Annotated in this window: 19 protein-coding genes; 12 read left to right on the top strand and 7 right to left on the bottom strand. The window is 58.1% G+C overall.

The genetic code is table 11. The annotated features are described in order from the left end of the window. Window positions 1–686: 686 nt before the first annotated feature. Both CD04_RS0107660 and CD04_RS22525 read right to left on the bottom strand, forming a co-directional pair. Entirely contained in the window at window positions 687–1,667 is a 981-nt protein-coding gene (locus CD04_RS0107660; RefSeq protein ID WP_038168129.1) for a LacI family DNA-binding transcriptional regulator, read from the bottom strand. 64 nt (window positions 1,668–1,731) lie between these two features. Beyond that, complete coding sequence (locus tag CD04_RS22525) at window positions 1,732–2,982, bottom strand: dienelactone hydrolase family protein (RefSeq protein ID WP_051849017.1); 1,251 nt, start codon at window positions 2,980–2,982, stop codon at window positions 1,732–1,734. 24 nt (window positions 2,983–3,006) lie between these two features. On the opposite strand from CD04_RS22525, the gene CD04_RS23670 reads away from it, so the two are divergent. The 5 genes from CD04_RS23670 (at window position 3,007) to CD04_RS0107685 (ending at window position 10,273) form a co-directional block, all read left to right on the top strand. After that, window positions 3,007–3,189 (top strand): hypothetical protein, encoded by a 183-nt coding sequence (locus CD04_RS23670; RefSeq protein ID WP_156030174.1) that lies wholly within the window; start codon window positions 3,007–3,009, stop codon window positions 3,187–3,189. Further along, complete coding sequence (locus CD04_RS0107670) at window positions 3,186–4,058, top strand: hypothetical protein (RefSeq protein WP_031405592.1); 873 nt, start codon at window positions 3,186–3,188, stop codon at window positions 4,056–4,058. Before CD04_RS23670 ends, CD04_RS0107670 begins: the two co-directional genes overlap by 4 nt. A gap of 582 nt (window positions 4,059–4,640) precedes the next feature. Beyond that, window positions 4,641–6,392 carry a hypothetical protein gene (locus CD04_RS22530; RefSeq protein WP_156030176.1) on the top strand — a complete coding sequence of 584 codons (1,752 nt, stop codon included), beginning with the start codon at window positions 4,641–4,643 and terminating at the stop codon, window positions 6,390–6,392. Between the two features lie 940 nt (window positions 6,393–7,332). After that, window positions 7,333–9,783, top strand: a complete 2,451-nt coding sequence (locus CD04_RS24135; protein WP_255333631.1) for a glycoside-pentoside-hexuronide (GPH):cation symporter — start codon at window positions 7,333–7,335, stop codon at window positions 9,781–9,783. 127 nt (window positions 9,784–9,910) lie between these two features. After that, the gene (locus CD04_RS0107685; RefSeq protein WP_031405597.1) at window positions 9,911–10,273 is read left to right on the top strand and encodes a methylglyoxal synthase; all 363 of its coding nucleotides are present in this window, start codon (window positions 9,911–9,913) and stop codon (window positions 10,271–10,273) included. A 445-nt stretch (window positions 10,274–10,718) separates the two neighbouring features. On the opposite strand, the gene CD04_RS0107695 is transcribed toward CD04_RS0107685, so the two are convergent. Further along, the gene (locus CD04_RS0107695) at window positions 10,719–11,354 is read right to left on the bottom strand and encodes a bifunctional 4-hydroxy-2-oxoglutarate aldolase/2-dehydro-3-deoxy-phosphogluconate aldolase (RefSeq protein ID WP_031405602.1); all 636 of its coding nucleotides are present in this window, start codon (window positions 11,352–11,354) and stop codon (window positions 10,719–10,721) included. A gap of 3 nt (window positions 11,355–11,357) precedes the next feature. Beyond that, the gene (gene edd, locus CD04_RS0107700) at window positions 11,358–13,196 is read right to left on the bottom strand and encodes a phosphogluconate dehydratase (RefSeq protein ID WP_031405604.1); all 1,839 of its coding nucleotides are present in this window, start codon (window positions 13,194–13,196) and stop codon (window positions 11,358–11,360) included. Between the two features lie 282 nt (window positions 13,197–13,478). Between edd and zwf the strand changes: the two genes are divergently transcribed. From zwf to pgi, 5 genes are read left to right on the top strand one after another with little or no spacing between them, the layout of a single operon-like run. Further along, window positions 13,479–14,939, top strand: a complete 1,461-nt coding sequence (gene zwf / locus CD04_RS0107705; RefSeq protein ID WP_031405606.1) for a glucose-6-phosphate dehydrogenase — start codon at window positions 13,479–13,481, stop codon at window positions 14,937–14,939. 4 nt (window positions 14,940–14,943) lie between these two features. Then, complete coding sequence (gene pgl, locus CD04_RS0107710) at window positions 14,944–15,618, top strand: 6-phosphogluconolactonase (RefSeq protein ID WP_031405608.1); 675 nt, start codon at window positions 14,944–14,946, stop codon at window positions 15,616–15,618. Continuing rightward, the gene (locus CD04_RS0107715; RefSeq protein WP_031405610.1) at window positions 15,599–16,588 is read left to right on the top strand and encodes a glucokinase; all 990 of its coding nucleotides are present in this window, start codon (window positions 15,599–15,601) and stop codon (window positions 16,586–16,588) included. The genes pgl and CD04_RS0107715 overlap by 20 nt, the downstream gene beginning before the upstream one ends. Further along, window positions 16,581–17,423: an SIS domain-containing protein gene (locus CD04_RS0107720; protein WP_031405612.1), complete on the top strand. Its 843-nt coding sequence runs from the start codon at window positions 16,581–16,583 to the stop codon at window positions 17,421–17,423. The genes CD04_RS0107715 and CD04_RS0107720 overlap by 8 nt, the downstream gene beginning before the upstream one ends. Window positions 17,424–17,449: 26 nt before the next feature. Then, window positions 17,450–19,108: a glucose-6-phosphate isomerase gene (pgi, locus tag CD04_RS0107725; RefSeq protein ID WP_031405614.1), complete on the top strand. Its 1,659-nt coding sequence runs from the start codon at window positions 17,450–17,452 to the stop codon at window positions 19,106–19,108. 258 nt (window positions 19,109–19,366) lie between these two features. Here the strand turns inward: pgi and CD04_RS0107730 are convergent, their stop codons facing one another. Both CD04_RS0107730 and CD04_RS0107735 read right to left on the bottom strand, forming a co-directional pair. Then, entirely contained in the window at window positions 19,367–20,488 is a 1,122-nt protein-coding gene (locus CD04_RS0107730; RefSeq protein WP_031405616.1) for a PilT/PilU family type 4a pilus ATPase, read from the bottom strand. A gap of 495 nt (window positions 20,489–20,983) precedes the next feature. After that, on the bottom strand, window positions 20,984–22,894 hold the full coding sequence (locus tag CD04_RS0107735) for a GspE/PulE family protein (protein ID WP_038167592.1): 1,911 nt from the start codon (window positions 22,892–22,894) through the stop codon (window positions 20,984–20,986). 315 nt (window positions 22,895–23,209) lie between these two features. On the opposite strand from CD04_RS0107735, the gene CD04_RS0107740 reads away from it, so the two are divergent. Continuing rightward, a complete protein-coding gene (locus CD04_RS0107740; protein ID WP_031405620.1) occupies window positions 23,210–23,962 on the top strand; it encodes a class I SAM-dependent methyltransferase in 753 nt (250 codons plus the stop codon). Window positions 23,963–24,166: 204 nt separating this feature from the next. Here CD04_RS0107740 and CD04_RS0107745 read toward each other — a convergent pair whose 3' ends face one another. Next, entirely contained in the window at window positions 24,167–24,559 is a 393-nt protein-coding gene (locus CD04_RS0107745; protein WP_156030178.1) for a hypothetical protein, read from the bottom strand. Window positions 24,560–24,877: 318 nt separating this feature from the next. Here CD04_RS0107745 and CD04_RS0107750 point away from each other — a divergent pair, with 318 nt between their 5' ends. Then, a complete protein-coding gene (locus CD04_RS0107750) occupies window positions 24,878–25,129 on the top strand; it encodes a hypothetical protein (RefSeq protein ID WP_031405623.1) in 252 nt (83 codons plus the stop codon). The last annotated feature ends 50 nt before the right edge of the window (window positions 25,130–25,179 follow it).

Below are 25,179 nucleotides of genomic sequence, written 5' to 3' on the forward strand. Positions count from 1 at the left end.
AATGAAGCGGGAAGAACAAGAGAAGGCGCCGAACGTCAGCGGCCAATCCGGGTCGATTACCGGCAAGGTGCGTTCAGCCCCACCACTGTGACCCAACGACTGGCGTCAAGGCTTGTTTAAAAGACAAGCTCAATTCACTGAAAGCGCTTTCATTTACTGTAGGAGCGAGTCGGATGAGTGTCAACGCAGGGAAATCCCGAATGATCAGCCCTGACGTGCACGAATGAGGCAAGTCGCTTGCGAGGTGTGGATAGGAGGGGAACCGAGCCGGTCATCGGCCGCTAGCTGCCCTGAATGAGCGCTCCCCCGTATGCACCCATGCACAGGAACGCCGACAAACTCGTCAGGAACCGGAACGACCGGCGCCGCAGGTGCCACGCACACCCGCACGCTGTTACATGCACGCGACCGCCGAGGGCACACTTGATGCGACCGATCCCCCGGGTTGCATTGGGTCTGCCATCAATTCGGCCGCGTCTGCAAAGGCAAGGCGGGTACCCGGCGAATTGGGGCTCGGGGTTGGTTGCAGCCTTCGCACAAAGCTCCACAGCCCCAAATATCACTGGCAATGCACAGGCGCGTCACTGCGGCACCGCCAGTCAACGAATTACCGAGGCCGGGCCCGACGCATCGCAATTGCCAAGGCCACACCACATCCCCGCAAGGCGCGATGCTCGAGCTTGCGGTCAGCGCGACGGAGCGGCAGTGGACTCGCGCACGATCAGGCGGGGGCTCGGCATGCTGAGCACGGGCGTTTCGCCATGAAGCAGCTGCAGCATGGCTGTGGCCGCAAGGGTGCCCATTTCGTGACTCGGCTGGTGGACTGTGGTGAGCGGAGGGATGGCGTAAACCGAGGGCTGCAAGTCGTCGAAACCAATTAGCGAGACATCATCAGGAATGCGCAGTGCATGTCGGTAAAGTGCCAGCGCGGCCCCAAATGCCATCTGGTCATTGGCGGCGAAGATCGCAGAAAATTTCTTTCCTTGGCTCAACAGGCCCTCAACGGCGCGAAGACCACTCTCTTCGGAAAAGTTGCCAGGAACAACCAGCGCTTCGTCAATGGCGACACCCCGTGCTTGCAAAGCTGCTCGATAGCCGCGTTGTCGCTCAAGGGCGTCCTGATGTGCCGGGTCACCAGCGATAAACACAATGCGCCGGTGACCAAGCTCAATGAGGTATTGAGTGGCCTGCTCGGCCCCTTCAAAATTGCTGAAATGTAACGAGGCGACATTTGGCGCCTGCAGCGAACGTCCGGTAATCACCACTGGCAGATTTCGCGCCAATGAACACACGTCCGCGTCGTCGACGCGCCCATCAAGAATGATGATCCCGTCAACGCGGCGCGCGCGCAGCAAATCAAGACACCGAGCCTCCTCCAGTTGGTTCCACTGCCCACTAATGAACAAGGGTGTATAGCCAACCTTCTGGAACTCAATTTCGATGCCGCGCAGCGCCGCGCCGTAAAACGGACTGTCGAGCGACTGGGTGACAACCCCAATGCTCAGTGTGCGCCCTCCAGCAAGCCCGCGAGCCACGGGATTTGGGATGAATCCCAATCGATCTATCGCACTATTTACCGCTTGCCTCTTAACATCCGCAACCCCCGCAGTGCCGTTAAGAATTCTTGAAACTGTGCTTGGTGAGACTCCTGCTGCCTTCGCCACCATCTCAATCGTTACGGGCAATCGCCCCTGTGCATCAATCTCTAGCTTGCCACTGATGGATTGCTTTTTACCGGGTCTGGATCCCATTTCGAATTCCCTTTATTTTGGTGGATTGCACCCAAAGGTTTGCGTACTTCGAGAAAAGCCGGCGAGCTGATGTATCGGTGGCTTCCTCGCGCGTTGACGCATCATGCTCGACCACATCCGGCTGGTCGGACGCCGCCGCCGGCGACACTATAACGTCAGTGTGCGCATGTTTTGATTTTTCCCGGTTGCCTTCGATTCCTGATGACAGGCCATGAGTGTTAGCCGCCTTGGGCGGCCGCCGTGCCGCGCGATCGAAGCCCAGACTTTGGATAAATTGATCGAAAGCTGGATGCCACGCTCCCGGGTTGCGATTGAAGATGAAGTGCCCATTGTTTTTATCTGCGGGTAACGTCACAAACTGCCCGCGCCCACCCGAGTCAGTGAAATCACGAAACCATATTTTCGGATAGAGAGGGCCCCATAATCGATCATTGACGCTGTACATCCACAACGTGGGCAAGCGGTTTGAACGCCCATAGGCAGCGAACGTCGCGCTCATCTGATCAGGACGGCAGGGATGGTCCACATGACGAACCGAATCCCCACCGTCGCCTCCCGAAATATTGATTGCAGCAACGACCCCCGGAATACGTGCGGAGGCAATCGCGACGGCTGCAACACCACCGAATGAATCCCCGACCACCAACCCTCGATGCCGATCGATGTCTGGCAAATGACTTGCGAATTCCAGGACTTGACGGGTCTCCTCAACGACAGCTGTCATGCCCTGGCTGAAGTCTTTATCAAAACAGGTTCCCGTGTATTCGAGATCGGGGCCGCCTGTGACCCCATACCCTACCCTCGTAGGAATCAAAACGACGAAGCCCAGCCCCGCAAAGAAGCTTGCATTGCCGGGTGAAGTGACTTGCCCTAATCGAATGCGCGCGTCCACGCTAGCGGGCCGCCCATGCAAAAGAACCAGGAAGGGCCTGCGGCGGTCTCCTTGGCGGTCTCGCACAACAGTCAAGACGAGATCCTGCTTCACCATTCGACCGAACCCATTTCGCAGGCTCACCGGCACCCTGAATGAGCTTTGCCTTACCGTCGAGCTTGGGAACGCATATCCCGCAGCCGGAACAACCCAGAGAAGAAGCACCTGCACCGTTCGCATGACGAAGTGCGTTGAGCTCCCTCGCCATCGCTCCTGCACGATCGTTCGCGGCGACCCTTCGGCATGTTGGCTCGTCTTTGACCCGATTGCATGGTTGAACGGGCCGCTGTTGTTCGGCATGCTTAAGCTCCTGTGTCGATCCACATGCAACAAGCCCAAACCGCACGTGCGGGTAAATCCGTATTGGCGGCAAGCGCTTTGAAAACTAAAAAGGGTGATGTGAAAGCGGTTTCAGAATGCGCTTTCGGCAACCATCGTACTCGCGCTTGTCTGGCAGCCCTAGGATCGGGCTTTACAAAATCTGATCATCCAAGGAGAAACGAATGAAAGTCAAATCGACGCTCGCTCGCGGGGCGCTCACGGTGTCTGTCCTCACCGCCGCGACCGCCATCCTGGCGGCCTGCGGCGGCGGCAGCACTGTACCGCTCGCGTCCATCACCGGCACAACCAGCAGCACAACAGGTACGACGCTCGGTACAACCACGACCAGCGGTGGCGGCGGCACCACGGTCTCCCAATCGCCTTACCTTCTCTTTGCGAATGACTACATCACTTACGCCAGCCAAGCTCCGGACAGTGCATTCCTGCATTCGATCCAAGGCGGCGACGTGATCACCGGATTCGGTGGTAATTACACCTACGGGAATTATTCGTCCCCTCAGACCGATATGAATCGTACAGGCTTCTACAACTTGCAAGCCCAAGCCAAGGCAACTGCTCCCACGACGGCTGCTGATTATGAATATGTCGCCGTATTAGCGCCCGGCAATTCGACCTTCGATATCAGTCAATCGAATAGCTTGTTAATTACGATGGGCAATACGGTTGCCACCGCGTCCACCGGTTCGTCAATTGGCGGCCACGTTAACGTGTTGACGGTCGATATCAACAACGCTGTAGGAACCAAGGCGGCTACCGGTGACTGCTCGTACGACCAGACTCTCAGTGCAGTAGGGCCTGGCCAATTATCTGCCACTGGTGTTCGCAATTACGCCATTCCTTTGTCATCCTTTACATGCACGGTCGGAAGCATGACGACTCTGCAATCGACAGGAATTACCGCCGTTGTCGTCAAAATTGTCGGCAACAAGAATCCGAATGTCCTCCCGAACGAATTTGACACCGTTGCTGTGGGCACAATCGGATTCAGCAATTGGTCGGCATCGGCAAGCGATCAGGCTGCTCTTGCACAGTGAGGCGATTGAAACATGACAATTTGGTGCGGGCGACAGTCATTGTACGGCCGCAACCAAAAACCACTTCGGGCCGTCCATTTTTGAATGAACGATGCTCTCACTATGTGATCTCATATAAGGAGGAAATGCTCATTCAACATTCGCAAGCGCAATCCATGCGCATCAAGGGTTAAACGTTTATATTTTTTTAGCCTGACTGAAAGCGCTTTCATTTAAACATAACAAATCATTTGGAGACCCCTTGTCATAATCGACGTTTTGCATACCAAAGTTAAATAAGTTCCACTCCTGAGGACAGCAACGTTTTGAGTTTTTGATCCCACCCGACATACCGATATTCAAACCGGACCCGACTGAAAAATAGCATCTTTTGAAACGCGTCTACGCCAACATAGCCACGATCAATTTCATCGCGTTCAACCACATTATTCTGATTTCAATTTTATAGGAAGAGACAAAATGATTTCCATTCGAAGGTCTTTACCCAGGTTAGCCACTGGGCTTGCCGTCGCGGCGTTGCTCAGTGCCTGCGGTGGCGGAGGCGGAGGCACGACGACGCCCTCCACGACCACGTCGTCCTATTTGATCTCCGGCTCGGTCAAGGGACTCGCCAGTGGGACCCAGGTCACGCTGCTCGACAATAATGGCAACCCCGACAGCGTCAGCGCGAACGGGTCGTTCGCCTTTAGCACCGACATTCCATCGAATGGGAGTTTTGCCGTCACCGTTGGCACTCAACCGACGGGAGAGACCTGCACGGTTTCGAACGGTACCGGCGCTGGCGTAACCGCAAATATCACCAACGTGACCGTGACTTGCTCAACGAACACCTACACCCTTGGTGGCTCCGTGTCCGGGCTTCCAAGTGCAGAACAGGTCGTTTTGCTGGATAACGGAGGTGACGCTGCAACCGTCTCGGCCAATGGCACGTTCAACTTCAAGACGCCCGTCGCCTACAACGGCAGTTACGCGGTAACCGTTGGAACACAGCCCACTGGCGCCACGTGCACGGTTGCACACGGAACAGGCGCGGGGGTGACCGCAAACGTCAACGGCGTCGCAGTAACCTGCGCGACAACTGCAACGAGCACCTATACGATTGGCGGCTCGGTCAGCGGGTTAACGGGGACCAACCAAGTCACTCTGGCGAATAACGGGGGGGACCTCACGACGGTCACTGGTAATGGCGGCTTCGCTTTCGCCACGCCGATCGCATCCGGCACCGGTTACTCGGTCACCGTGGGAACGCAGCCCAACGGGGAGACTTGCACAGTCAGCAGCGGGACGGGGTCGAATGTGACGGCCAACGTCACCAATGTCGCCGTGACCTGCGCGACGACCAGCACGGGCACCTACACCATTGGCGGGACAGTCACTGGCTTGACCGGCACCAATCAGGTCACGCTCGACAACAACGGTGCAGATCCGACGATCGTCAGTGCCAGCGGCAACGCAGCCTTCACGTTCGCGACACCCATTGCCTCTGGCACCGGTTACGCCGTCACTGTTGGAACCCAACCCACGGGGGAAACCTGCACCGTCACCAACGGCACGGGATCCAATGTGACCGCCAACGTCACCAACGTCAGCATCGCTTGCAGCAGCACCACGTCGACTCTGGTGTATTCCACTGGTTTTGCCGCTTCATCATTGACACCCGAAGGCGGTACATACGGCGGATACAGCGGCAGCAATCTTGATGGCTATTACTGCCCGCCCGGAACGCCAGCGGATTGTGGCACGGGTGGCGCCACGGTTTCTTCCACCGTTACGGCCGCAAATAGCAGCTTCTACAGCTACTATCAGTCGACCACCCCTACTTCAGGGGAATACGTGGGTGCCTTTGTCCTGGCACCTGGGGTGACCAAGCTTAGTGGAACCGCGGACACGCAAGGCGTGCAGGTCACCAGCCAGACGCATGTCAACTTCACGTTCAGTGAGAACCCCGAGTGGGCAAACAGCCCCGACAACAATTTCATGGTGGAATTGACTCTCGGGAAATTCTTTGCTGTCGGCGCAGGCTGCCATGTACAACTGCAAGCGGTCATTCATCCTGCTTCGGCAGCCAGCGCGCAAACGGCAACCGCCTACAGCATCCCGCTGAGTTTCTTCACCGTTGCACAAAACTGCGCCCAAGGGAGTCTGACGCCGACGAGTCCGATCCAGGCTCTGGCTCTGTATCCGGTCTCGCAATTTGATGTCCAAGGCGATAGCGGTGCTTCTGCACTTACGCGAAATGCCCTGACAACCGGAGCCAACACGTCGATCATCACGTCCGCGGGCGTGTATCCGACGACTGTCGCGCTCCAAGGAGGTATCACGTTTACACCTTGATTTGCCTTGCCTTCGTTCCGCATCCTGAATGATCGGAGCGACGGCAGGTTCATCCGAAGAGAATTGGCAGTACGGGGCTCACTGACGCGTCGAAAGCGTGCCAGTGGGCCCCTTGTCTTTTGCGGCGAGACCGTCTTGACCTGAGGAAGAAAGAGCGACATGCGGGTCTAAATCACCCATGCCGCAATTGGCCATTGCTTCTTGTCACGGCTGCCGATGCGCGCATCAGGCCGTGCGCGGGACATCCATACGCCAAGTCAAAGCCGTAAGAGGTTGGACGCGAAAGCGCGGGCCAGCACCTGCGGCGTCATCCTTGATGAAAACCCCATCTACGCAATGCGAATAGGCGACCCCTGCATGCTCATTCTTTGGCGAACACGAGGCGGTCATGTCCAGGTTGCTTTGAAGTCGTACACATGGCCGCGCCACCCCGACCCTGAAACCACCGGTGACGCGTCGCGCATCGCTCACTTGTGTGTTCGTCGCCATCCTGGTCGTCGCCGCGAAGTGGCCAAGGCCTCCGCCATGCGATCCTTCGGGCATCGAGGACTGCCGGTGCCGGGCTAGAGTTACAAGAGCATTTGGGGAATACCCTCTCTAAGCCATTGAATCCTTGCGATACATTCAAAATGAAAGCGCTTTCATTTCGTCCTGCGCCGGCGCCCTTCCCTGCGAAAACCACCCGCGCAGCTTGCTGCAACCCTTCCTGGCCCTCGGTACGCGTTGATGCGCACAGTCTGCAAGCCTTTGCACTTCGCCTTACGTTCGCAAGGCGCTCTTTGCGCTCGCGCGCCGCGCAGCGCCGAGGCCACCCATCGTGAAGCGCCAAGCATGAAGGCAACAAATCCGACCCACAACCGCTGCATGCGGTACTTGGCAGAGCTAAATCTCGGTACCTTTCCTGCCCAGATTGCAATCAGCATGCCGCCGCCCCAAGGCGGTGCTGGCAGCACGCCAAGATGCCTGGCACCGCAGCCCGCGCATTGCGCATCCACTCGCCTCAGCCTTGGAGTACCTTTTGGCCTCTGAACCGTCTCGCCTCTCAATCGCCGAAAAGATTGGATACGGTTCGGGGGACTTTGCCTCGAACTTGTTTTGGCAAATGTTTTCGATTTTCATTGCTAAGTACTACACAGACGTCTTTCTGCTCAGCGCTGCGACGATGGGAACCATGATGTTTGTGACGCGACTCGCGGACGCATTCATCGACCCGATGATCGGCGCCCTTGCTGACCGCACGCACACCCGTTGGGGCCACTTCCGCCCTTACCTGCTATGGATGGCCGTTCCGATGGCGGCCACAGCCGTCCTGACGTTCACCGTGCCCAGCTTCGGCGGCACAGCCAAGCTCGTCTACGCTTATGCGACCCTGAGCCTGATGATGATCGCCTACTCGGCAATCAATATCCCCTATTCCGGGCTGCTCGGCGTGCTGACACCGAGCTCCGCTGAGCGCACCAGCGTCTGCTCCTACCGCTTCGTGATGGCGTTATTGCCCGTGTTCATCATTGTCAATACGGCTTTACCTTTGGCAGTGCGTTTTGGCGGCTCCGAAAATTCCCCGGCCGGTTGGCAGATGACGATGCTTATTTATTCGATCATCGCCATTGCGCTTTATTTCACGACATTCGCCATGACGCGGGAACGGGTCAAACCCGAGAGGAGGAGCAAGGGATCCTTCCGCAGCGACATCAAGGATCTTGGGCACAATCGGCCGTGGATGATCCTTTGTATTGTTGGCGTTTCTGCGCTGGCCTACGCCAACATCCGTGGCACCGTCAGTATCTATTATTTTCAGGATGTCGTTCCAAACGGAAACGCCTATTTCGGCAGGGTCATGACAACGGGTGCCATCGCCTTCATCCTGGGCGTCATGGTGACCTCTCCTTTGTCCCGAGTGTTCGGCAAGCGGAACTTCTATATGGCGTCGATGGCGCTATCTGCCGTCTTGACCGGTGGCTTCTATTTTGTCCCGCCGCAGAATATCGACCTCGTGTGGGCTTCGCACGCCTTGATCAGCTTTTGCGCAGCTCCGACTGCACCCCTTGTCTGGGCGATGTATGCGGATACCGCCGACTATTCGGAGTGGAAGCACGGTCGACGGGCAACGGGCCTTGTGTTTTCCGCCGCCTCGTTCGCTCAGAAGTTTGGCTGGGCCATTGGCGGCGCTGGAACCGGCTGGCTGCTGGCGTACTTCGGCTACCTGCCCAATGTTGCACAGAATCCGACAACCATCGTCGGCATCAAGCTCATGATGAGTTTCATCCCCGCGGTGGGCGCGGTCATTGCGGTCATTGCTCTGTGGTTTTATGAACTTGATGAAGAGATGGTCACACGCGTGAGCAAGGACCTCAGCGATCGGCGTGCACAAGACCCGCAGTCCACTTCTGAACCGGATCGTCCCGCCGCTCAGCACCACGCAGCAGTCCGCGAGGATGCGCCACGCGTCCTGCAGTCTCACAGCGCCTTCGGATCTTCATCGGGCTCCCGGCCGGTTATGCAACCGCTGAGTCCCGCGCTGGGGACGCATACGCCGCTGATATCGCCGCAAGAGCGTGCAGTGCTGCGCAGCCAGTGTGACGAGATCCTCAGGACCGGCATTCACGGCTGGTGCTTCAGTCCCTACCTCCAGGGCCAAGGACCCGGCGCACCGGTCACGGAGCAGCAGATCCGCGCACGCCTCCAGCTCATCAGGCCGCACGCCGATTGGATACGCACGTTCTCATGTACGAATGGAAATGAACACACGCCGCGCATCGCCCATGAACTCGGGCTGAAGACTCTGGCAGGCGCATGGCTTGGCTCCGATCATCAAGCAAATGTGCGCGAAATCGAAAATCTCATTCGAATCGCGCGCCTGGGTCATGTCGATCTTGCCGCCGTCGGTAACGAGGTACTGTTGCGCGATGATTTGCCGGAGCACGCGCTGCTGGGCTACATCCATGACGTCAAAGCGGCATTGCGCGACATTCCGGTGGGATATGTCGACGCCTATTACATGTTTGAAAAGTACCCACAAGTGACTGCTGCGTGTGACGTCGTTCTGGCGAACTGCTACCCGTTCTGGGAGGGCTGCTCGAATGCTCAGGCAGGCGCTTGTCTGCAAACCATGTTCAAGCGTGCAAAGGCCGCTGCCATGGGCAAGCCAGTGATCATCAGCGAGACGGGTTGGCCTGACAAGGGAAGTCCGCTTCAGCATGCCGCGCCATCGGCCGACGGAGCGCTATCAAATTTCGTCGAAACAGTTCGCTGGGCCAAGCAGGAGGGGATCAAACTATTTTATTTTGAAGCCTTCGACGAACCATGGAAAGCTGGCACCGAGGGTGACGTCGGAGGGCATTGGGGATTGTGGGATGCAAATGGATTGCCCAAGTATTCCGGAACCCCCTGACACACACGGTCAACAGCCTTAGCTGCCTTCAACTCTGCGCCACCGTCTGCCGTTGCCAACCGTCCGCTTTTCACGGCCGTGTGCCGCGCGCAGCGGCACATCCTGACCACTATTACGCGGGATCTGCATGAACATCGCCTTAATCGCCCATGATGCAAGGAAGGACGCAATCGTCACGTTGGCCAAAACCTTCGCGCCACAGTTGCGCAAGCATTTTCTGCTCGCGACTGGAACCACTGGAAGCAGACTACATAAGGAGGTCGGACTCGAGGTCGAATGCTTGCTCAGCGGGCCTTTCGGCGGCGACTTGCAGATTGGGGCTCGGCTCGCCCAAGGAATGGTCGACCTGGTTGTCTTCCTACGCGACCCGATGACCGCACAACCGCATGAACCCGATATCAATGCCCTTCTGCGCGCTTGCGATGTTCACAACGTTCCCTGCGCAACCAACAATGCGACTGCGAGTTTGCTACTGAGTCACCTCGCTTAGCCCACCGCGTTTTCCTGATTGGCGCAAACCGCCGAGCCGATTATCGCCAACGGCGAAATCTGGCGACCAATCGTGGACGTCCCGACGCGGCTCGCTGCTCTGCCGCGCGACCGCAAGCGCACGATGCCGGTGCGCCGGACACAGCCCGGGTGGAACGATCCGAAGTCACGCCCACGCAGACCATGGACAGTCCGGATGGCAGCAATGCGGTTCAGCTCGTGGCGCTGAAGTGGGAAACGCCGCCTCAACGCCTCGTGTTGAGCGACGGGAGAGTTCATCCACTCACCATGCTTGGGCGTGCGCGGTCATCTGCGCCGGCGTATGCCGGACCCAGCGCAATAACCAAGATACAGAAGAATACCCCGTGATCCGGCTGGACAGGGTCTAGTGATCAGGCGCCAGCCCAAGCCTGCCTTCGCGTCGGCACTCAGGCCGTGCTAACTATCTATCGGGTGGGAGCCGTCCGCATCCCCGCCGCAGCTTGGGCCAAGCGCGTGATCCGCAACCAATCGCGACTTTCGACTGCATCGTCCGGAACCAGCCACGACCCGCCAACGCAAACAACGTTCGGCAATGCGAGATAGTCCAACGCATTTTCCGGATTGATTCCGCCCGTCGGACAAAACCGAAGATCGGGAAAGGGCCCATAAAGCGCCTTCAACAATGAGCGTCCCCCAATTGCTTCCGCTGGAAAGAGCTTCTGCACGGAAAATCCCTCATCGTGTGCACGCAACGCTTCGGTAGCAGTGCCGACTCCTGGTAGAAAAGGCAAGTTTGCGCTTCGCGCCGCTGAAGCAACTTCAGGCGTCAAACCCGGACTCACGCCAAATTGGGCACCCGCGTCAACTGCTCGTTCCCACTGCGCACGATTGAGGACTGTGCCCGCCCCGACGATGGCATCCGGAACCGCGTCGCGTATGAGGCGAATGGCTGCAAAGGCGGCTGATGTTCGCAGCGTAACTTCCAGGGTTCTGACGCCTCCAGAGGTGAGTGCAATGGCCAGATCCACCGCAGACGCGGCGTCTCGCACCACGATGACAGGCATCACCGGTCCTTCAAGCAGAAGTTCGAGGGCATTCATGATTTAGCAAGAGCTCCATTGCGGATGTTGGAAACACGCGGCACCCTGCTCGGCGCCATCGGCGTTGGCACGAAAGACCGCGAACAACTCGCGGCCTACACCATATTGATTCGAAGACAGATCCACCGACTCGGGTTGACGAGCATCCCAATCATCCGGCGCCACCAATGCCTGAAGAATGCCACGCTCGGCATCGACCATGATCAGATCGCCTGTACGAACCTTGGCCAAGGCTCCTCCACTGGCGGCTTCAGGCGTGACATGAATGGCCGCAGGAACTTTGCCTGACGCACCGGACATGCGCCCGTCGGTCACCAGCGCAACCTTGAATCCTCTTTCCTGCAAAACGGCTAACGTCGGCGTGAGCTTGTGAAGCTCGGGCATGCCGTTCGCCCTTGGCCCCTGAAAGCGAATCACGGCCACCATATCTCGCTCCAGCTCGCCGCGCTTGAAGGCGTCCAAAAGCTCGTTCTGGTCATCAAACACACGAGCCAATGCCATCACCACGCGATGCTCGGGCTTAACCGCGGAAACCTTGATGATCGCGCGGCCAAGGTTTCCCGTCATCAATCGCAGCCCACCGTCCGGAGCGAACGGAGCCTGGTAACTGCGCACCACATCGGCGTCCATCGATGTTGCAGGCGCATCGCGCCACCGAATGTGCTCGCCATCAAGATACGGCTCCTGCGTGTAGCGATCGATGCCCGGGCCAACGACTGTATTGACCTCCGCATGCAGCAGTCCACCCTGCAGCAACTGCCGGATGACGAAGCCCATCCCACCTGCAGCCTGGAAATGATTGATGTCTGCCTGACCATTCGGGTATACACGTGCGAGTGTCGGCACCACCTTCGAGAGATCATCAAAGTCAGTCCAATTGATTTCGATGCCCGCCGCACGTGCAATGGCGACGAGATGAATGGTGTGATTCGTCGATCCCCCCGTTGCCAGGAGGCCGACGATACCGTTGGTGATTGAGCGCTCATCGAGCATTTCGCCAATTGGAGTGAAACACTCGCCTTCAGCCGAGATCGCTACGGCACGCCGCGCAGCAGCTTTTGTCAATGCGCCGCGCAATGCCGTGTCGGGGTTCACGAAAGCCGATCCGGGTAGATGCAACCCCATAATCTCCATGAGCATCTGATTGGAGTTGGCAGTGCCGTAAAAGGTACAGGTCCCGGGCCCGTGGTAAGACTTGGATTCCGCCTCCAGCAGCTCTTCCCGCCCGACCTTGCCCTCGGCGTAGAGCTGCCGAATTCGCGCCTTATCGCTGTTGGGCATGCCGGTCGTCATGGGTCCGGCCGGGACAAAAATGGCAGGCAGATGACCAAACGTCAATGCGCCGATCAAAAGACCCGGAACAATCTTGTCGCAGACCCCCAGATAGAGTGCCGCGTCGAACATCTGGTGGCTCAGGGCCACAGCCGTTGCCATCGCAATGACATCACGTGAGAACAGCGACAACTCCATTCCCGCCTGGCCTTGAGTCACACCATCGCACATCGCGGGCACACCGCCAGCAAACTGCGCCGTCGCACCCACCGCATTTGCTGCCTGCTTGATCAGCGATGGAAATCCGCCGAGAGGCTGGTGGGCTGAGAGCATGTCGTTGTAGGCCGAAACGATGGCAAGATTTGGACGTGCCGCAGTCTTAACTTCCTTCAGCATGATTTTGTCCCCCGCCGGCATGGCCGCCATAGCGTGCGCCAAGTTCGTGCAGGACAGAAGGCTGCGCTCGACCTTGGTGCCAATCGCCGCTCTGACTCCTTCGAGATAAGCGGCTCGACGAATGCGACTGCGCTCTGTGATGCGCGCCGTGACCTGGCTGAGAACGGGATGCATAGGGTGTCCTGAACGATGGTTTGGCGATCTTATGACTGAAATATCATTACGTTTTTCTATTCTATCAGCGTGCACGCCAACGGCCGATGACGATCAACTATTTTTGCGATTCTATTTTATATTGTTTTTTCATTGTGTTAGAAGCTTTCGTCGCACACCTATCTGTCGACGTCTTTCCCAAATGTCTCAGGAAGGCCCCAAGCGCGCGGTGTTGACTTGATGTAGTTTTGCTACATACACTATGCGCTAACCTTCTTGTCAACAACCCTTATGAGCTCCTCCATGACGACGACGCCTCCCTTTGACATGATTCTGTTCGGCGGCACGGGCGATCTGGTCATGCGCAAGCTTCTTCCGGCTCTGTATCAGGCGCACAAGGCAGGGGCACTTCATCCCGAGGGGCGCATTCTGGCTCTTGGGCGCAAGGATTTCGAGCGAGAAGCCTACGTTGCCCAGGTCGAATCGCAATCGCGCCCGCACGTCGGGGCGGATTGGGTTGCTGATGCGTGGAACACCTTCATCGATCGCATCAGCTATCTAAAACTTGACGCGGAACATCCGCAGGACTTCGCGCCCTTAGCCCAATTCCCGGTCCACGACCCCCAGCGCGTGACTGTGTGCTACCTCGCCACCGCCCCACAACTGTTTGCAGGAATTTGCGAACAACTTGCCCGTGTTGGGCTGAATCACCCTGGGGTGCGAGTCGTTCTGGAGAAACCATTGGGCCATGATTTGGCCTCATCGAATGCCATCAACGCTGCTGTGGCCCAATACTTCGACGAAAATCAGCTGTACCGGATCGACCACTACCTCGGCAAGGAATCTGTCCAAAATCTGATGGCCATCCGCTTCGGCAACGTTCTGTTCGAACCTCTCTGGCGCCGCGACTGGGTGGACAACGTCCAGATCACGATCGCTGAAGACTTGGGAGTTGAAGGACGGGGTGACTTCTACGACAAGACAGGGGCTCTGCGCGACATGATGCAGAACCACCTTCTGCAGTTGCTGTGCATGGTCGCCATGGAGCCGCCCGCCAGCCTTGAGGCAAACGCAATCCGTGACGAAAAACTCAAGGTTCTCAAGGCACTCAAGCCTTTTAGTGAATCCGATGTTGTACGCAAGACAGTGCGCGGTCAGTACCGGTCCGGCGCCGTCGATGGCAAGCCGGTCGTCGGCTATCTCCAAGAGCCCAATATTCCGCCGGGGAGCGTCACGGAGACCTTCGTGGCCGTGAAAGCGGAGATTGCGAACTGGCGGTGGTCAGGCGTCCCATTCTTTCTGCGCACGGGCAAACGCATGCAGGAGAGACTCGCCGAGATCGTCATCAACTTCCGCGGTGTGCCGCTATCCCTGTTTGCGGGACCCGACCCCCAGCGCGTCGCCAACAGGCTGGTCATTCGCCTGCAACCGGACGAAAGCATCCGCCTGCATTTTCTCGCCAAGGAGGCAGGCGATGGCATGCGGCTTCAGCCGACATTTCTCAATCTTGATTTCGAGTCGACATCCCGAACGCGCAGAGCCGATGCCTATGAGCGCTTGCTCCTTGACGTAATCCGAGGCCATTTGGGGCTGTTCATGCGCCGCGATGAACTCGCTGAGGCGTGGCGCTGGGTCGAGCCGATTCTTGAGAGCTGGGCCCGCAGCAACGAAGCTCCGAAGTCTTATACGGCGGGCACATGGGGTCCAGCGGCCTCCAGCGCTCTTTTGTCGCGTGATGGAGTCTCCTGGCACGAGGAGTTGTAAGCCGATGTTCACGGAGTACCCCGATGATGAGAGCCTGGTGTGCGCCATGGTCGATTGCATTGCGTCGAACCTTGCCGACGCGATTGCCGCCCAGGGACATGCTGTATTGGCTGTATCCGGGGGCCGCTCGCCAATCAGGCTTTTTCATGCGTTATCCGAGACCCCAATCGACTGGCCACGAATTCTCGTCACTTTGGTGGACGAACGCTTCGTCCCGACCGATGACGACGACAGCAACGAGAATCTTGTGCGTCGGCATCTGCTCAGGGCTCGCGCAGCGAAGGCGCCTTTTCGGGGTCTCATCACGCATCCAGGAGATCTCATGCGCTGCGTGCTCCAAGCCAACGTCCAGGCACAGCCCATTACCGTGGCCGTGCTCGGGATGGGCGAGGACGGCCATACGGCGTCGTTGTTTCCCCATGCGCCTGAGCTTCCGCTCGGCCTCGATCCGCACAACCCGAATGCTTATATGGCGGTCACCCCGACGACAGCACCACATTTGCGTATCAGTCTGACTCTGGCCGCGCTTCTCAAAGCCCGCCACCTGCTCGTCGCACTCAGCGGCAAGCGCAAGCGTGAGATCTTTGATCGAGCCTGTTTGGCACCTACCGCGAGCCTTCCCATCAGCCTGCTGATCCACCAGACCCTGACGCCCTTCGATGCCTACTGGACCCGATAATCGTTACCCCCGCCTAGTCGCCGATATCGGCGGAACCAATGCACGCTTTGCCCTCCAGACTGAGCGCGGCCTGGCGGACATCCGGGTTATGGCCTGTGCCGAGCATCCGACCTTCGACGCGGCGGTGCGCAGCTATCTCGCCGCGGTCGGAAGGCCTGCGGTGCGACACGCGGCCATTGGCATTGCTAACCCGGTGCACGGGGACTGGGTTCAGATGACAAACCATGATTGGGCCTTCTCGATTGAAGCGACCCGGGAAGCGATGGGGCTTTCAACCCTCTTGGTCATGAACGACTTCACGGCTCTCGCCCTGTCTCTCCCCCACCTTCCGCAAAAGGATCTGGTCCAGGTTGGCGGCACAGCAAGCGTGGCGAACGCCGCCATAGGTTTGCTTGGAGCAGGAACGGGGCTTGGCATTTCTGGGCTCATTCCTGCATCGGGAGGCGCCGTGGGCGCGCTGGCTGGCGAGGGGGGCCACGTCAGCTTCACTCCCTTCGACGAGCAAGAGATTGACCTCTGGCGTTTCGCGCATGCCCGTCACGGCCACGTGTCGGCTGAGCGGATCCTGTCTGGGCCGGGCCTGCAACTCATCCACGAATGGCTTAGCACGCGCGCGGGTGTTTCCTTTCAGCCTCTACCTGCGGCAGAAATCAGCCGACGCGGGCTTGAAGGGCACGATGCTCTGTGCCGCGATGCTATTGACATGTTCTGTGGCGCGCTCGGCACAGTTGCCGGGGATCTTGCGCTAATCCTTGGCGCGAAAGGTGGAGTGTATGTCGGCGGAGGCATCGTCCCGAAGTTCGGCGAGTATTTTGCACGCTCTCCGTTTCGGAGTCGCTTCCAAAACAAGGGCAGATTCTCGAAGTATCTTGCCGCTATCCCCGTTTTCGTGATCACATGCGCATGGCCGTCCTTGATCGGGGCGGCAAGTGCCCTTGACGAACACCTGGAGCGCGCCGCGCATGCTTGATCGCATCCGCAATCAATACACGCAACTCACGCCGGCTGAGCGCAAAGTGGCCGATATCGTGCTCCAACAGCCGAACGAGTTTGTGCAAGCAGCGGTCGCCGACATCGCTCGCAACGCTGGTGTGAGCCAGCCAACGGTCATCCGCTTTTCTCGCTCGGTCGGATGCTCCGGCCTTCAGGATCTGAAACTCAAATTGGCGGGTAGCCTTGTCGGTGGCGTGCCCTATGTGCACGCAAACGTGCGGCCCGAAGATACGATTCCGGAAATTTCGGCCAAGGTCTTCGACAACGCGATCTCGGCATTGCTCAAATGCCGCAACGAAGTCAGCCCTCAAAGCCTGGAATATGCCATCAATTTGATTGCGAACGCGCGACGCCTTGAGTTCCATGGCCTGGGCAATTCGGGCATCATCGCCGCCGATGCCCAGCATAAATTCTTTCGGTTTGACATCCCGTCGGTGGCCTACGCGGATCCTCACATCCAGGCGATGGCGGCAACCTTACTCGGCCCCAAAGATGTGCTGGTCGCGATCTCCAACTCAGGGCGAACCAATGAGTTGCTTGATTCCGTAAGCATTGCTCTTGCCAATGGCTGCAAAGTGGTGGCCATCACCTCCCCTGGATCGCCTCTTGCCAAATTGGCGACTGTTGCGCTATTAGCAGACGCTCGCGAAGATGCGGAAATTTACAGCCCGATGATTTCGCGCATTCTGCACCTGACTCTCATCGATGTACTCGCCGTTGGCGTCGCACTGCAGCGCGGCCCTGCTCTCATCGAGGTCTTGGAAAAAACAAAGCGAAGCTTGAGAAATCGCAGACGGCGCCTTGACGCCTGAGCAAACCCGGACCAATGACGTAACCCATGAACACCTTATCTCAACTACCCGCCTGGCGCGCCCTTTGGAGTCATTTCACGCGCGCACGTGATTGGCACATGCGCAGTCTGTTTGGGACCGACCCCGATCGTGCGCAGCGCTATTGGATTGAACAAAGCGGGCTGACACTCGACTACTCGAAGAACCGCATCACCGACCAGACGCTCACGCTTCTCATCGAGTTGGCTCGGGAAGCGGGTGTGCCGGAACAGATCAACGCGATGTTTCGCGGGGACAAGATCAATACCACGGAACATCGCGCAGCGCTGCACATCGCGCTTCGCAATCGGTCCAACACGCCAATCGTGGTTGATGGCGAAGACGTCATGCCGAAGGTCAACGATGTGCTCGCACGCATGTCGCGCTTTGCGCACGCGGTGCGCTCGGGCGAATGGCTAGGCTACACAAACCAGCCCATCACGGATATCGTGAACATCGGCATCGGTGGGTCTGACCTCGGCCCCCTCATGGTTTGCCAAGCGCTGAAGCCGTTTGCGCACCCACGCCTGAGCATGCATTTCATCTCGAATGTGGACAGCTCCCAGTTGAAGGAGGTATTGCGTCGGGTTCATTCGGAGACCACCCTCTTCGTCGTGGAATCCAAGACCTTCACCACCCATGAAACGCTCACCAACGCACATACTGCACGCGAATGGTTTCTGCATCGGGCGCAGGACGAAGCGGCAGTCGCGCGGCATTTTGTAGCCGTGTCCACCAATCAGCAGGCGGTGGCGGACTTCGGGATTGACCCAGCAAACATGTTCGAATTTTGGGACTGGGTGGGTGGGCGCTTCAGCCTTTGGTCCGCCATAGGATTGCCGATCATGCTTTCCCTCGGCGAGAAGAATTTCCTGGCCATGCTCGACGGGGCACACAGCATGGACAACCATTTCCGCACGGCGCCACTTGAGGCCAACATGCCCGTTTTGCTTGCCTTGCTCGGTATTTGGTACATCAATTTCTTCGGTGCCGGCAGCCACGTCATCACGCCATACGACCAGTACCTCCATCGCTTTCCCGCCTTCATCCAGCAATTGGACATGGAGTCCAATGGAAAGCAGACGGCACGCGATGGACAACCCGTCGACTATGAAACCGCGCCAATCATCTGGGGGGACACCGGCATCAATGGGCAGCACGCGTTCTTCCAGCTCCTGCATCAGGGCACGCACATTTCGCCCATCGATTTCATTGCCTCGCTCGATCGCAGGGGCTCACTGCCGGGCCACCATGAGATTCTCCTGGCCAACATGTTTGCGCAAGGCGAAGCATTTATGCGCGGCAAAGGGGCCGAGGAAGTTCGCGACGAACTTGAAGACCAGGGGTTGAGCGCCGAGGAACTTGAGGCTCTGCTGCCCTTCAAGGTTTTTGGGGGAAACCGACCTTCGAACACGCTGCTGCTGTCCAGACTTGACCCCTTCTGCCTGGGCGCGCTGATCGCCCTTTACGAACACAAGATCTTTGTCCAAGGAACCATCTGGAACATCAATTCGTTTGACCAGTGGGGCGTCGAACTCGGCAAGCGACTGGCAAAGACGATCTTCGATGAGCTGAGCGGGACAACCGGCATCTTCATCCACGACGCATCGACCAGCCGGCTCATTCAGCTCTACCACGCGTCGAACCGAACCGCATCGGCGCGCTAAGCGCCCTGGTTGGAGGCTGACTCGGCGTCAGAGCCCCCCATGGGAGTGGCGACGCGTACCTCCATTTTCTTGCGCCAAACGCATCGAGAGTTGCTGAGCCGTCCCATCAAAACTATGCGAGCAGGTTCAGCGCCGCGGTGCCATGCTGACCCGACTATCGAGCAAAACCGACGTGGTCTTATACCCGACACAACGCGGCCGTCGAAGACCGAGGCGCGATGCGGAGAATGTCCATTTCATCGCTCGCATCACCCGGCATCAAGACAACATCGCTGGTGGATCGGTCTGCATCTGGAGCGACGACAATGCACCCATCCCACCACCCTGATTGAGCCTGATCCGAAGCGCTAAATCCGTACGCGAATCTGCATTACCCAGCGCTTCGTCGATTGAGATCATGCCAGCGTTGAAGAGGTGATAGAGGGAATCGTCGAACGTCTGCATGCCAACGCCCGCTCCCTGCGCCATTGCCTCCTTGAGCTTGCCAAGGGCGCCCTTCTCAATGACGTCTGCAATATGTGCTGTGTGGAGCAGAAGCTCCACTGCAGGGATGCGGCCACCGCCCTTCGCATTCAGGAGTCGCTGGGAAATGACGGCGCGAAGGTTCATCGACAGATCGACGAGAACTTGGTTTCGCTCGCCTTCAGGAAAAAAGTTCAAGATTCGATTGACCGCCTGATTGGCATTGCTCGCATGCAACGTGGCCAAACACAGGTGACCGGTTTCCGCATAGGCCAACGCTTGGCGCATCGTGTCGAGGTCGCGGATCTCACCGATGAGGATCACATCCGGCGATTGGCGCATGGCATTTTTCAGAGCTGATGCATAGCTCAAAGTGTCGACACCGATCTCGCGTTGATCAACGATTGACTTCCTGTGAGCGTGGAGGAATTCGATCGGCTCTTCGATGGTCAGAATATGCCCACTGCGAGTCCTGTTGCGGTGATCAATCATCGATGCCAGCGTGGTTGTTTTTCCGGAACCTGTCGCCCCGACAACCAACAACAGACCCCGCGGCACCATGACGAGATCCATGAGTTTCGCCGGCAGATTCAACTCCTGCACAGTCGGAATGTCACGCGGAACGAAGCGCACTGCGATTGCCAACGTACCCCGCTGCTTGTACACGTTGATCCGAAAGCGTCCGACATCGCGCACGGCATAGCCCAGGTTCATTTCCAGCGTGGATTCGAATTCCCTTTGCTGCTGGGCGCTCATGACCGAATAGGCCACGGCGTGGACGTCCGGAGCGCTCAGTGCCGTCAGCTCAAGTTGAAATGTCTCACCCTGCACTCGAATCGCGGGTGGTGCCCCGACACTCAAGAACATGTCCGACGCATGACGCGTCACCATCGTGTGCAGCAAGGTTCCTATATCCATCGTCTACTCCCGTCGGTTCCTCAGAAATTCGTGCGCGACGCAAACCCCTGCGAATCGCGCTGCAGTTAACCGCCATCCGCCGGCCGCAGTATCCTGAGGTGTCACTCTCCTGATGGCCGGCCCGCTGTGGCGTTTCGCAAGACGCGCATCTTGGCGAGGAGCAGTCAGCGCATGCCCGATGTTGCGCCAGCAACGCTTGCGCTGGGGCGAGCCAGTTGAACACCAGTCCGCAAGTCATCGTGACCCACATCTCGCTCGTTCGCTTGTTTACGACATCACAGCGATTGCAGGAGCGCTCCAAGCCAGCGCTATTAAAAACTCTCATCTCCTTTTTTCCTCCCTTGTTGAGCATGGCAGATCTTGGGAAGCAGTTGTGCCTGACCTCCAGCAATTAGCCGCTCGGGGCCATCAAGGCGGGACCAGTCTTTGGTGGCTCAAGACTGGGCCAATTGCATCATCACGCTCAGATTCCAACGGAGGAACGAACATCGCTTGCTACTGATTCGTTGCAGCCATCACTTCGGACAGATCCGTCAAGCCTGCAAACATCTTTTCAATACCGTCTTGCCGTAGCGTGATCATGCCCGCCGATTGCCCGAAGGCAACAATGTCTAGCGCTGAAGCACGGCGACGAATGAGTTCACGCATGCGTTCATCAGCCACCAAAAGTTCATGTAACCCAAGGCGACCGTGGTACCCCGTGCCATCACACTTTGCGCAGCCCTGTCGGCGGTATCCCCAAAGATGCCCCTCGGAGTCACCGTGCGTCCCTGCCCAGCGCGCGATCAGTGCGCGCCTGTCGATCCCGCTACCGCCGCCGCTCTTGATGTAGAGATCTGCCAGATAGTCCCGCTCGATGCTTTGCAAGCGCTCCCTGATTCGGCATTCCGTACAGAGCCGTCGCACGAGCCGCTGCGCAGCGATTGCGAGCAACGAGTCTGAGAACGTAAAGGGATCCATGCCGATCTCAAGCAGGCGCGTAATGCTCTCGGCAGCCGAATTCGTGTGCAAGGTCGACATCACCAAATGCCCAGTGAGCGAGGCCTCGATGGCGATCCGCGCCGTTTCCTCATCACGCATTTCTCCAATCATGATCACGTCAGGATCCGCACGCAGAAACGTACGCATGGCCGCAGCGAAGGTCCAACCGATGCGCGCATTGATTTGAACTTGGCGCAGCCCTTCTTGTGTGATTTCCACGGGGTCTTCGGCCGTCCATATCTTTCTCTTTCCGGTGTTGAGATCACGCATCACGGAATGCAACGTGGTCGTCTTTCCGCTGCCTGTCGGACCGCAGATCAAGATCAGTCCATACGGTTTTTTCATTACGGCGCGTAGCCCCGCAAGGTTGCTCGCACTGAGGTCAATATCCTCCAGCGGCATCGGCTTGAGACCACTGAGCAAGCGCAGTACGACGTCCTCCAAACCGTGCGCCGTGGGCACGGTCACCATGCGAAGTTCAACGTGATCGCCTCCGAATCGTGCAAAGTCGATCTTGCCGTCCTGCGGTTTGCGATGCTCGGATATGTCCAGATCCGCCATGATTTTGAGTCTGGAGACAATCGCAAAGCTATAGCGTCCGGGAAGCTCCAGATAGTCCGAGAGATCCCCATCGATACGTAGCCTGATTTTGACAGGATTGGGGGCGGCGGACGTCTCGATATGAATGTCCGATGCGCGCAATTTGATTGCATTGGCAATGAGGCGGTTGACGAATTGAACGAGCACGCTCTTGGAGTCTGATGCGGATGCAATATCGTTCATCACGATCAAATCGTCGTTCTGGGCGAGCTCGGCGGTCAGTTCCTGAAGACTACGCTGCGTCGAGACCGCCGCAGCCGATGCCGTGTGCAGATATGCGCGGGCAATCGCCGGCGCCAACGTCCCCGCCACGCCAGCCACGGGAAGCACTCGTAGATTGGTCCGGAAACGCAACTCATCCAGGATCGCCTTGTTGTCCCAAGGGTCTGCGACGGCGACCACCAGTGTGCCTTCCCGAACCATTAGAGGCAGCACTGACTCGCGCTCTGAGAACTCTGCAGGAACAAGCTGCAATGCCTCTGCCTCTGGTCTTATGGCATGCAAATCCACGAAACGAAGGCCAAGCCATTCCCCCATGACGCGGTTGATTTGCTCAGGCCTAAGGATTTTGTTGTTGATCAGAACCGAACCAAGTGTGCGGTGGGGAGTCGTGCGTGCCTGTAGAGCAAGCGCCTGTGATAGTTGATGCGTCGTCAGTAACCCGCGTTCGACCAGAGCCTCGCCGAGGTGTCTGGCTGGATCTGCGGAAGAAAACCGAAGCGAATGCCAGAGGACATCAAGCCTAGATGAGTCGGGCGCATCTAACTCGCTGGGCGCTAGTGAAGGCGCGGATTGGTCGTCCTGGATTCGTGGCAGAGCGCTCATAAATCAGTGTCCATTGGATTCTCGGAACAGAAGTCGGCTATGCGTAGGCTACGTTTTCCAGCCAGCTTCGCAAGACGCTGGCGACGTCGAAATCCAAAACCGTGCGACATTTGTCACGCTCCTTGCAATTTCTCAACTCCAACTCAAAATGGCGAAGCGTCCTCGACCAAGACTGGGGCTCACGGCTTGGAGGCAAGAATTAGGATCCGTCTGTCGCGCGCACGGACCCAGCCAAGGACAATCGGTTAGACGGGACGGCTGTGGCTGAATCGCACCGAGCATCGCCGCAACGATCGAGGAATGTTGGCCTGGAACATGTCAGACAGCTTCAATGATCATTTCTCAAAACGCTCCGCGGACTACGCCCGGTTTCGACCGACTTATCCGCCGGAGCTTGTCGTCTGGTTAGCCAGCGTCGCACCGTCGCGAAGGCTTGCCCTTGACTGCGGCTGCGGAACTGGGCAATTGTCGACCTTGCTCGCGCAACAGTTCGACAGGGTTATCGGCACTGACGCCAGTCCCGCGCAGATCGCGAATGCGACGCGCCATGAGCGCGTGCAATACCGCGTGGAGTCTTCCGAGCGAAGCCGACTCGGCGATGCGAGCGTGGACCTGGTCTCGGCGGCCCAGGCTGCGCACTGGTTCGATCTCGAAGCGTTCTTCGAAGAAGTTCGCCGCGTTCTGCGCCCGCATGGCTGCGTCGCGCTCATCACGTACGGCATCACGGAAACAACCGGCGAGCCCGGTCGCCTACTGGAAAACTTCTATTCAACCGTCATCGGACCGTACTGGCCACCTGAGAGGCGACACGTCGAGACCGGCTATCGCCTGTTGCCCTTCCCCTTTGACGAGATTATGGCGCCCGAAATGACGATGACGACCCACTGGTCGCTTGATCAGCTTCTTGGCTACGTCGACACCTGGTCCGCTGTCCGTCAGGCCGAAGTAGTCCTTGGGCGTACCCCATATGCGCACTTCGTCGATCAAATGCGCACCACCTGGGGCGACCCAGGAATGCGGCGCGAGGTCCGCTGGCCGCTCAGCATGCGTGTCGGGTTCAAGAACTAATCACTCGGACCATGCGCGCCGCTGCCTAAAGAACAGGGCGATCTCCACGGACTTCGGGATGCAGCGCCGTGCAAAATGAACCCGTAAGATCGTTCGATGGCGTTCTCTTTTCGTCTCACCAGAAAATTCCGTACTCGGAAAGTTACCCGGTCTGGAGGCCCTGTTTTCAAGGCACTCCGAGGCGTGTTACTCGACCTGGGTCTGTCATACCCTGGCCTTGAAAGCACCAGGCGCAGCCCCACGCGAGAGCGCCATGACGACCCGTCGAGAGGCCACGTTGACCGCTGTCTCGTACTGGAGTTCACCCAGACCATTCGCACGCGCGATTGGCTGCTCAGTGCCAGTCGAGTCGCTCAGGCGCTGGCAAAAGAAAGGCTGCCAGAAAGGCGATGAAACGGACACCCCAGGGAAGAAATGGACCGCATCCTGCGCTTCATGCAGCAACTCCTCGGTGGGTCCAACTGCTGCGGCATGGGCGAGGGCCTTGGCCCCCTCCCGCTTGACCCGAAGGAACAGCGCGGTCGCAGACTGGAGAAGCGGGCTGCTGCTCTTGCCAGGGCTACGGCACCTCGGCTGCTCACGTAAGGGGTGATTCAACACGCTAAGCGTCGGCTTTGGCGCTCCACCGCCCAATAATCCCTGATTTTCGATCACGACCTCACACGTCAGATGTCTCACTGACCAACGCGTTGCGGGAAGTACGCGATGATCCAAGTTTGTGCTACATAGCCATTTGTCGTGATCTTCGACGACGATCCCACCATGCTGGATGTTCGCCAGTGAGAACTTTTCGGAGTGACAAGGATCTTCCAATAGGCTGGCACTTTTTTCCCACTGCACACAAAGCAATTAGGTGCAAGCCATCAGCACTGCGCCGTTCCCCGAGGGGAACGTACTCACACCCGGAGATGTTCCATGAAAGCCCACTACGTTTTTGCGTCCGCCCTACTCTTTGCCTTGGCGACGTCAGCCCATGCCACGACGGTCACCAATTTCGCCCACAGTTTCAAGAATGATGCCGTTTATGCAGGCAAGAAGGTCGTACAGGTCGGTGCCAACACTGGACACGCTGTCTGGCATGCCGGCAAAGTTGTTGGCAGCGACGTTGCCCATGGCGTGAAAGATGGCTACCAGGCCACGATGCATGAGGTGAAGAAGGCCGTGTAGTCGGACAGGCGTGGCTCGTCCAGCGATCGCTGTAACGCCGTAACTGCCGT

The organism is Thiomonas sp. FB-Cd (assembly GCF_000733775.1).
GTDB lineage: Bacteria > Pseudomonadota > Gammaproteobacteria > Burkholderiales > Burkholderiaceae_C > Thiomonas_A.

Excerpts from the sequence above, each read along its gene's own strand:
- CD04_RS0107715 (WP_031405610.1), top strand. The coding sequence starts at position 15,599 with ATGCCTACTGGACCCGATAATCGTTACCCCCGCCTAGTCGCCGATATC.
- CD04_RS0107750 (WP_031405623.1), top strand. The coding sequence starts at position 24,878 with ATGAAAGCCCACTACGTTTTTGCGTCCGCCCTACTCTTTGCCTTGGCG.
- CD04_RS0107740 (WP_031405620.1), top strand. The coding sequence starts at position 23,210 with ATGTCAGACAGCTTCAATGATCATTTCTCAAAACGCTCCGCGGACTAC.
- CD04_RS0107685 (WP_031405597.1), top strand. The coding sequence starts at position 9,911 with ATGAACATCGCCTTAATCGCCCATGATGCAAGGAAGGACGCAATCGTC.
- CD04_RS0107720 (WP_031405612.1), top strand. The coding sequence starts at position 16,581 with ATGCTTGATCGCATCCGCAATCAATACACGCAACTCACGCCGGCTGAG.
- CD04_RS22525 (WP_051849017.1), bottom strand. The coding sequence starts at position 2,982 with ATGCCGAACAACAGCGGCCCGTTCAACCATGCAATCGGGTCAAAGACG.
- CD04_RS0107735 (WP_038167592.1), bottom strand. The coding sequence starts at position 22,894 with ATGAGCGCTCTGCCACGAATCCAGGACGACCAATCCGCGCCTTCACTA.
- CD04_RS0107670 (WP_031405592.1), top strand. The coding sequence starts at position 3,186 with ATGAAAGTCAAATCGACGCTCGCTCGCGGGGCGCTCACGGTGTCTGTC.
- CD04_RS0107660 (WP_038168129.1), bottom strand. The coding sequence starts at position 1,667 with ATGGTGGCGAAGGCAGCAGGAGTCTCACCAAGCACAGTTTCAAGAATT.
- zwf (WP_031405606.1), top strand. The coding sequence starts at position 13,479 with ATGACGACGACGCCTCCCTTTGACATGATTCTGTTCGGCGGCACGGGC.
- pgi (WP_031405614.1), top strand. The coding sequence starts at position 17,450 with ATGAACACCTTATCTCAACTACCCGCCTGGCGCGCCCTTTGGAGTCAT.
- edd (WP_031405604.1), bottom strand. The coding sequence starts at position 13,196 with ATGCATCCCGTTCTCAGCCAGGTCACGGCGCGCATCACAGAGCGCAGT.
- CD04_RS23670 (WP_156030174.1), top strand. The coding sequence starts at position 3,007 with ATGCAACAAGCCCAAACCGCACGTGCGGGTAAATCCGTATTGGCGGCA.
- CD04_RS0107730 (WP_031405616.1), bottom strand. The coding sequence starts at position 20,488 with ATGGATATAGGAACCTTGCTGCACACGATGGTGACGCGTCATGCGTCG.
- pgl (WP_031405608.1), top strand. The coding sequence starts at position 14,944 with ATGTTCACGGAGTACCCCGATGATGAGAGCCTGGTGTGCGCCATGGTC.
- CD04_RS0107695 (WP_031405602.1), bottom strand. The coding sequence starts at position 11,354 with ATGAATGCCCTCGAACTTCTGCTTGAAGGACCGGTGATGCCTGTCATC.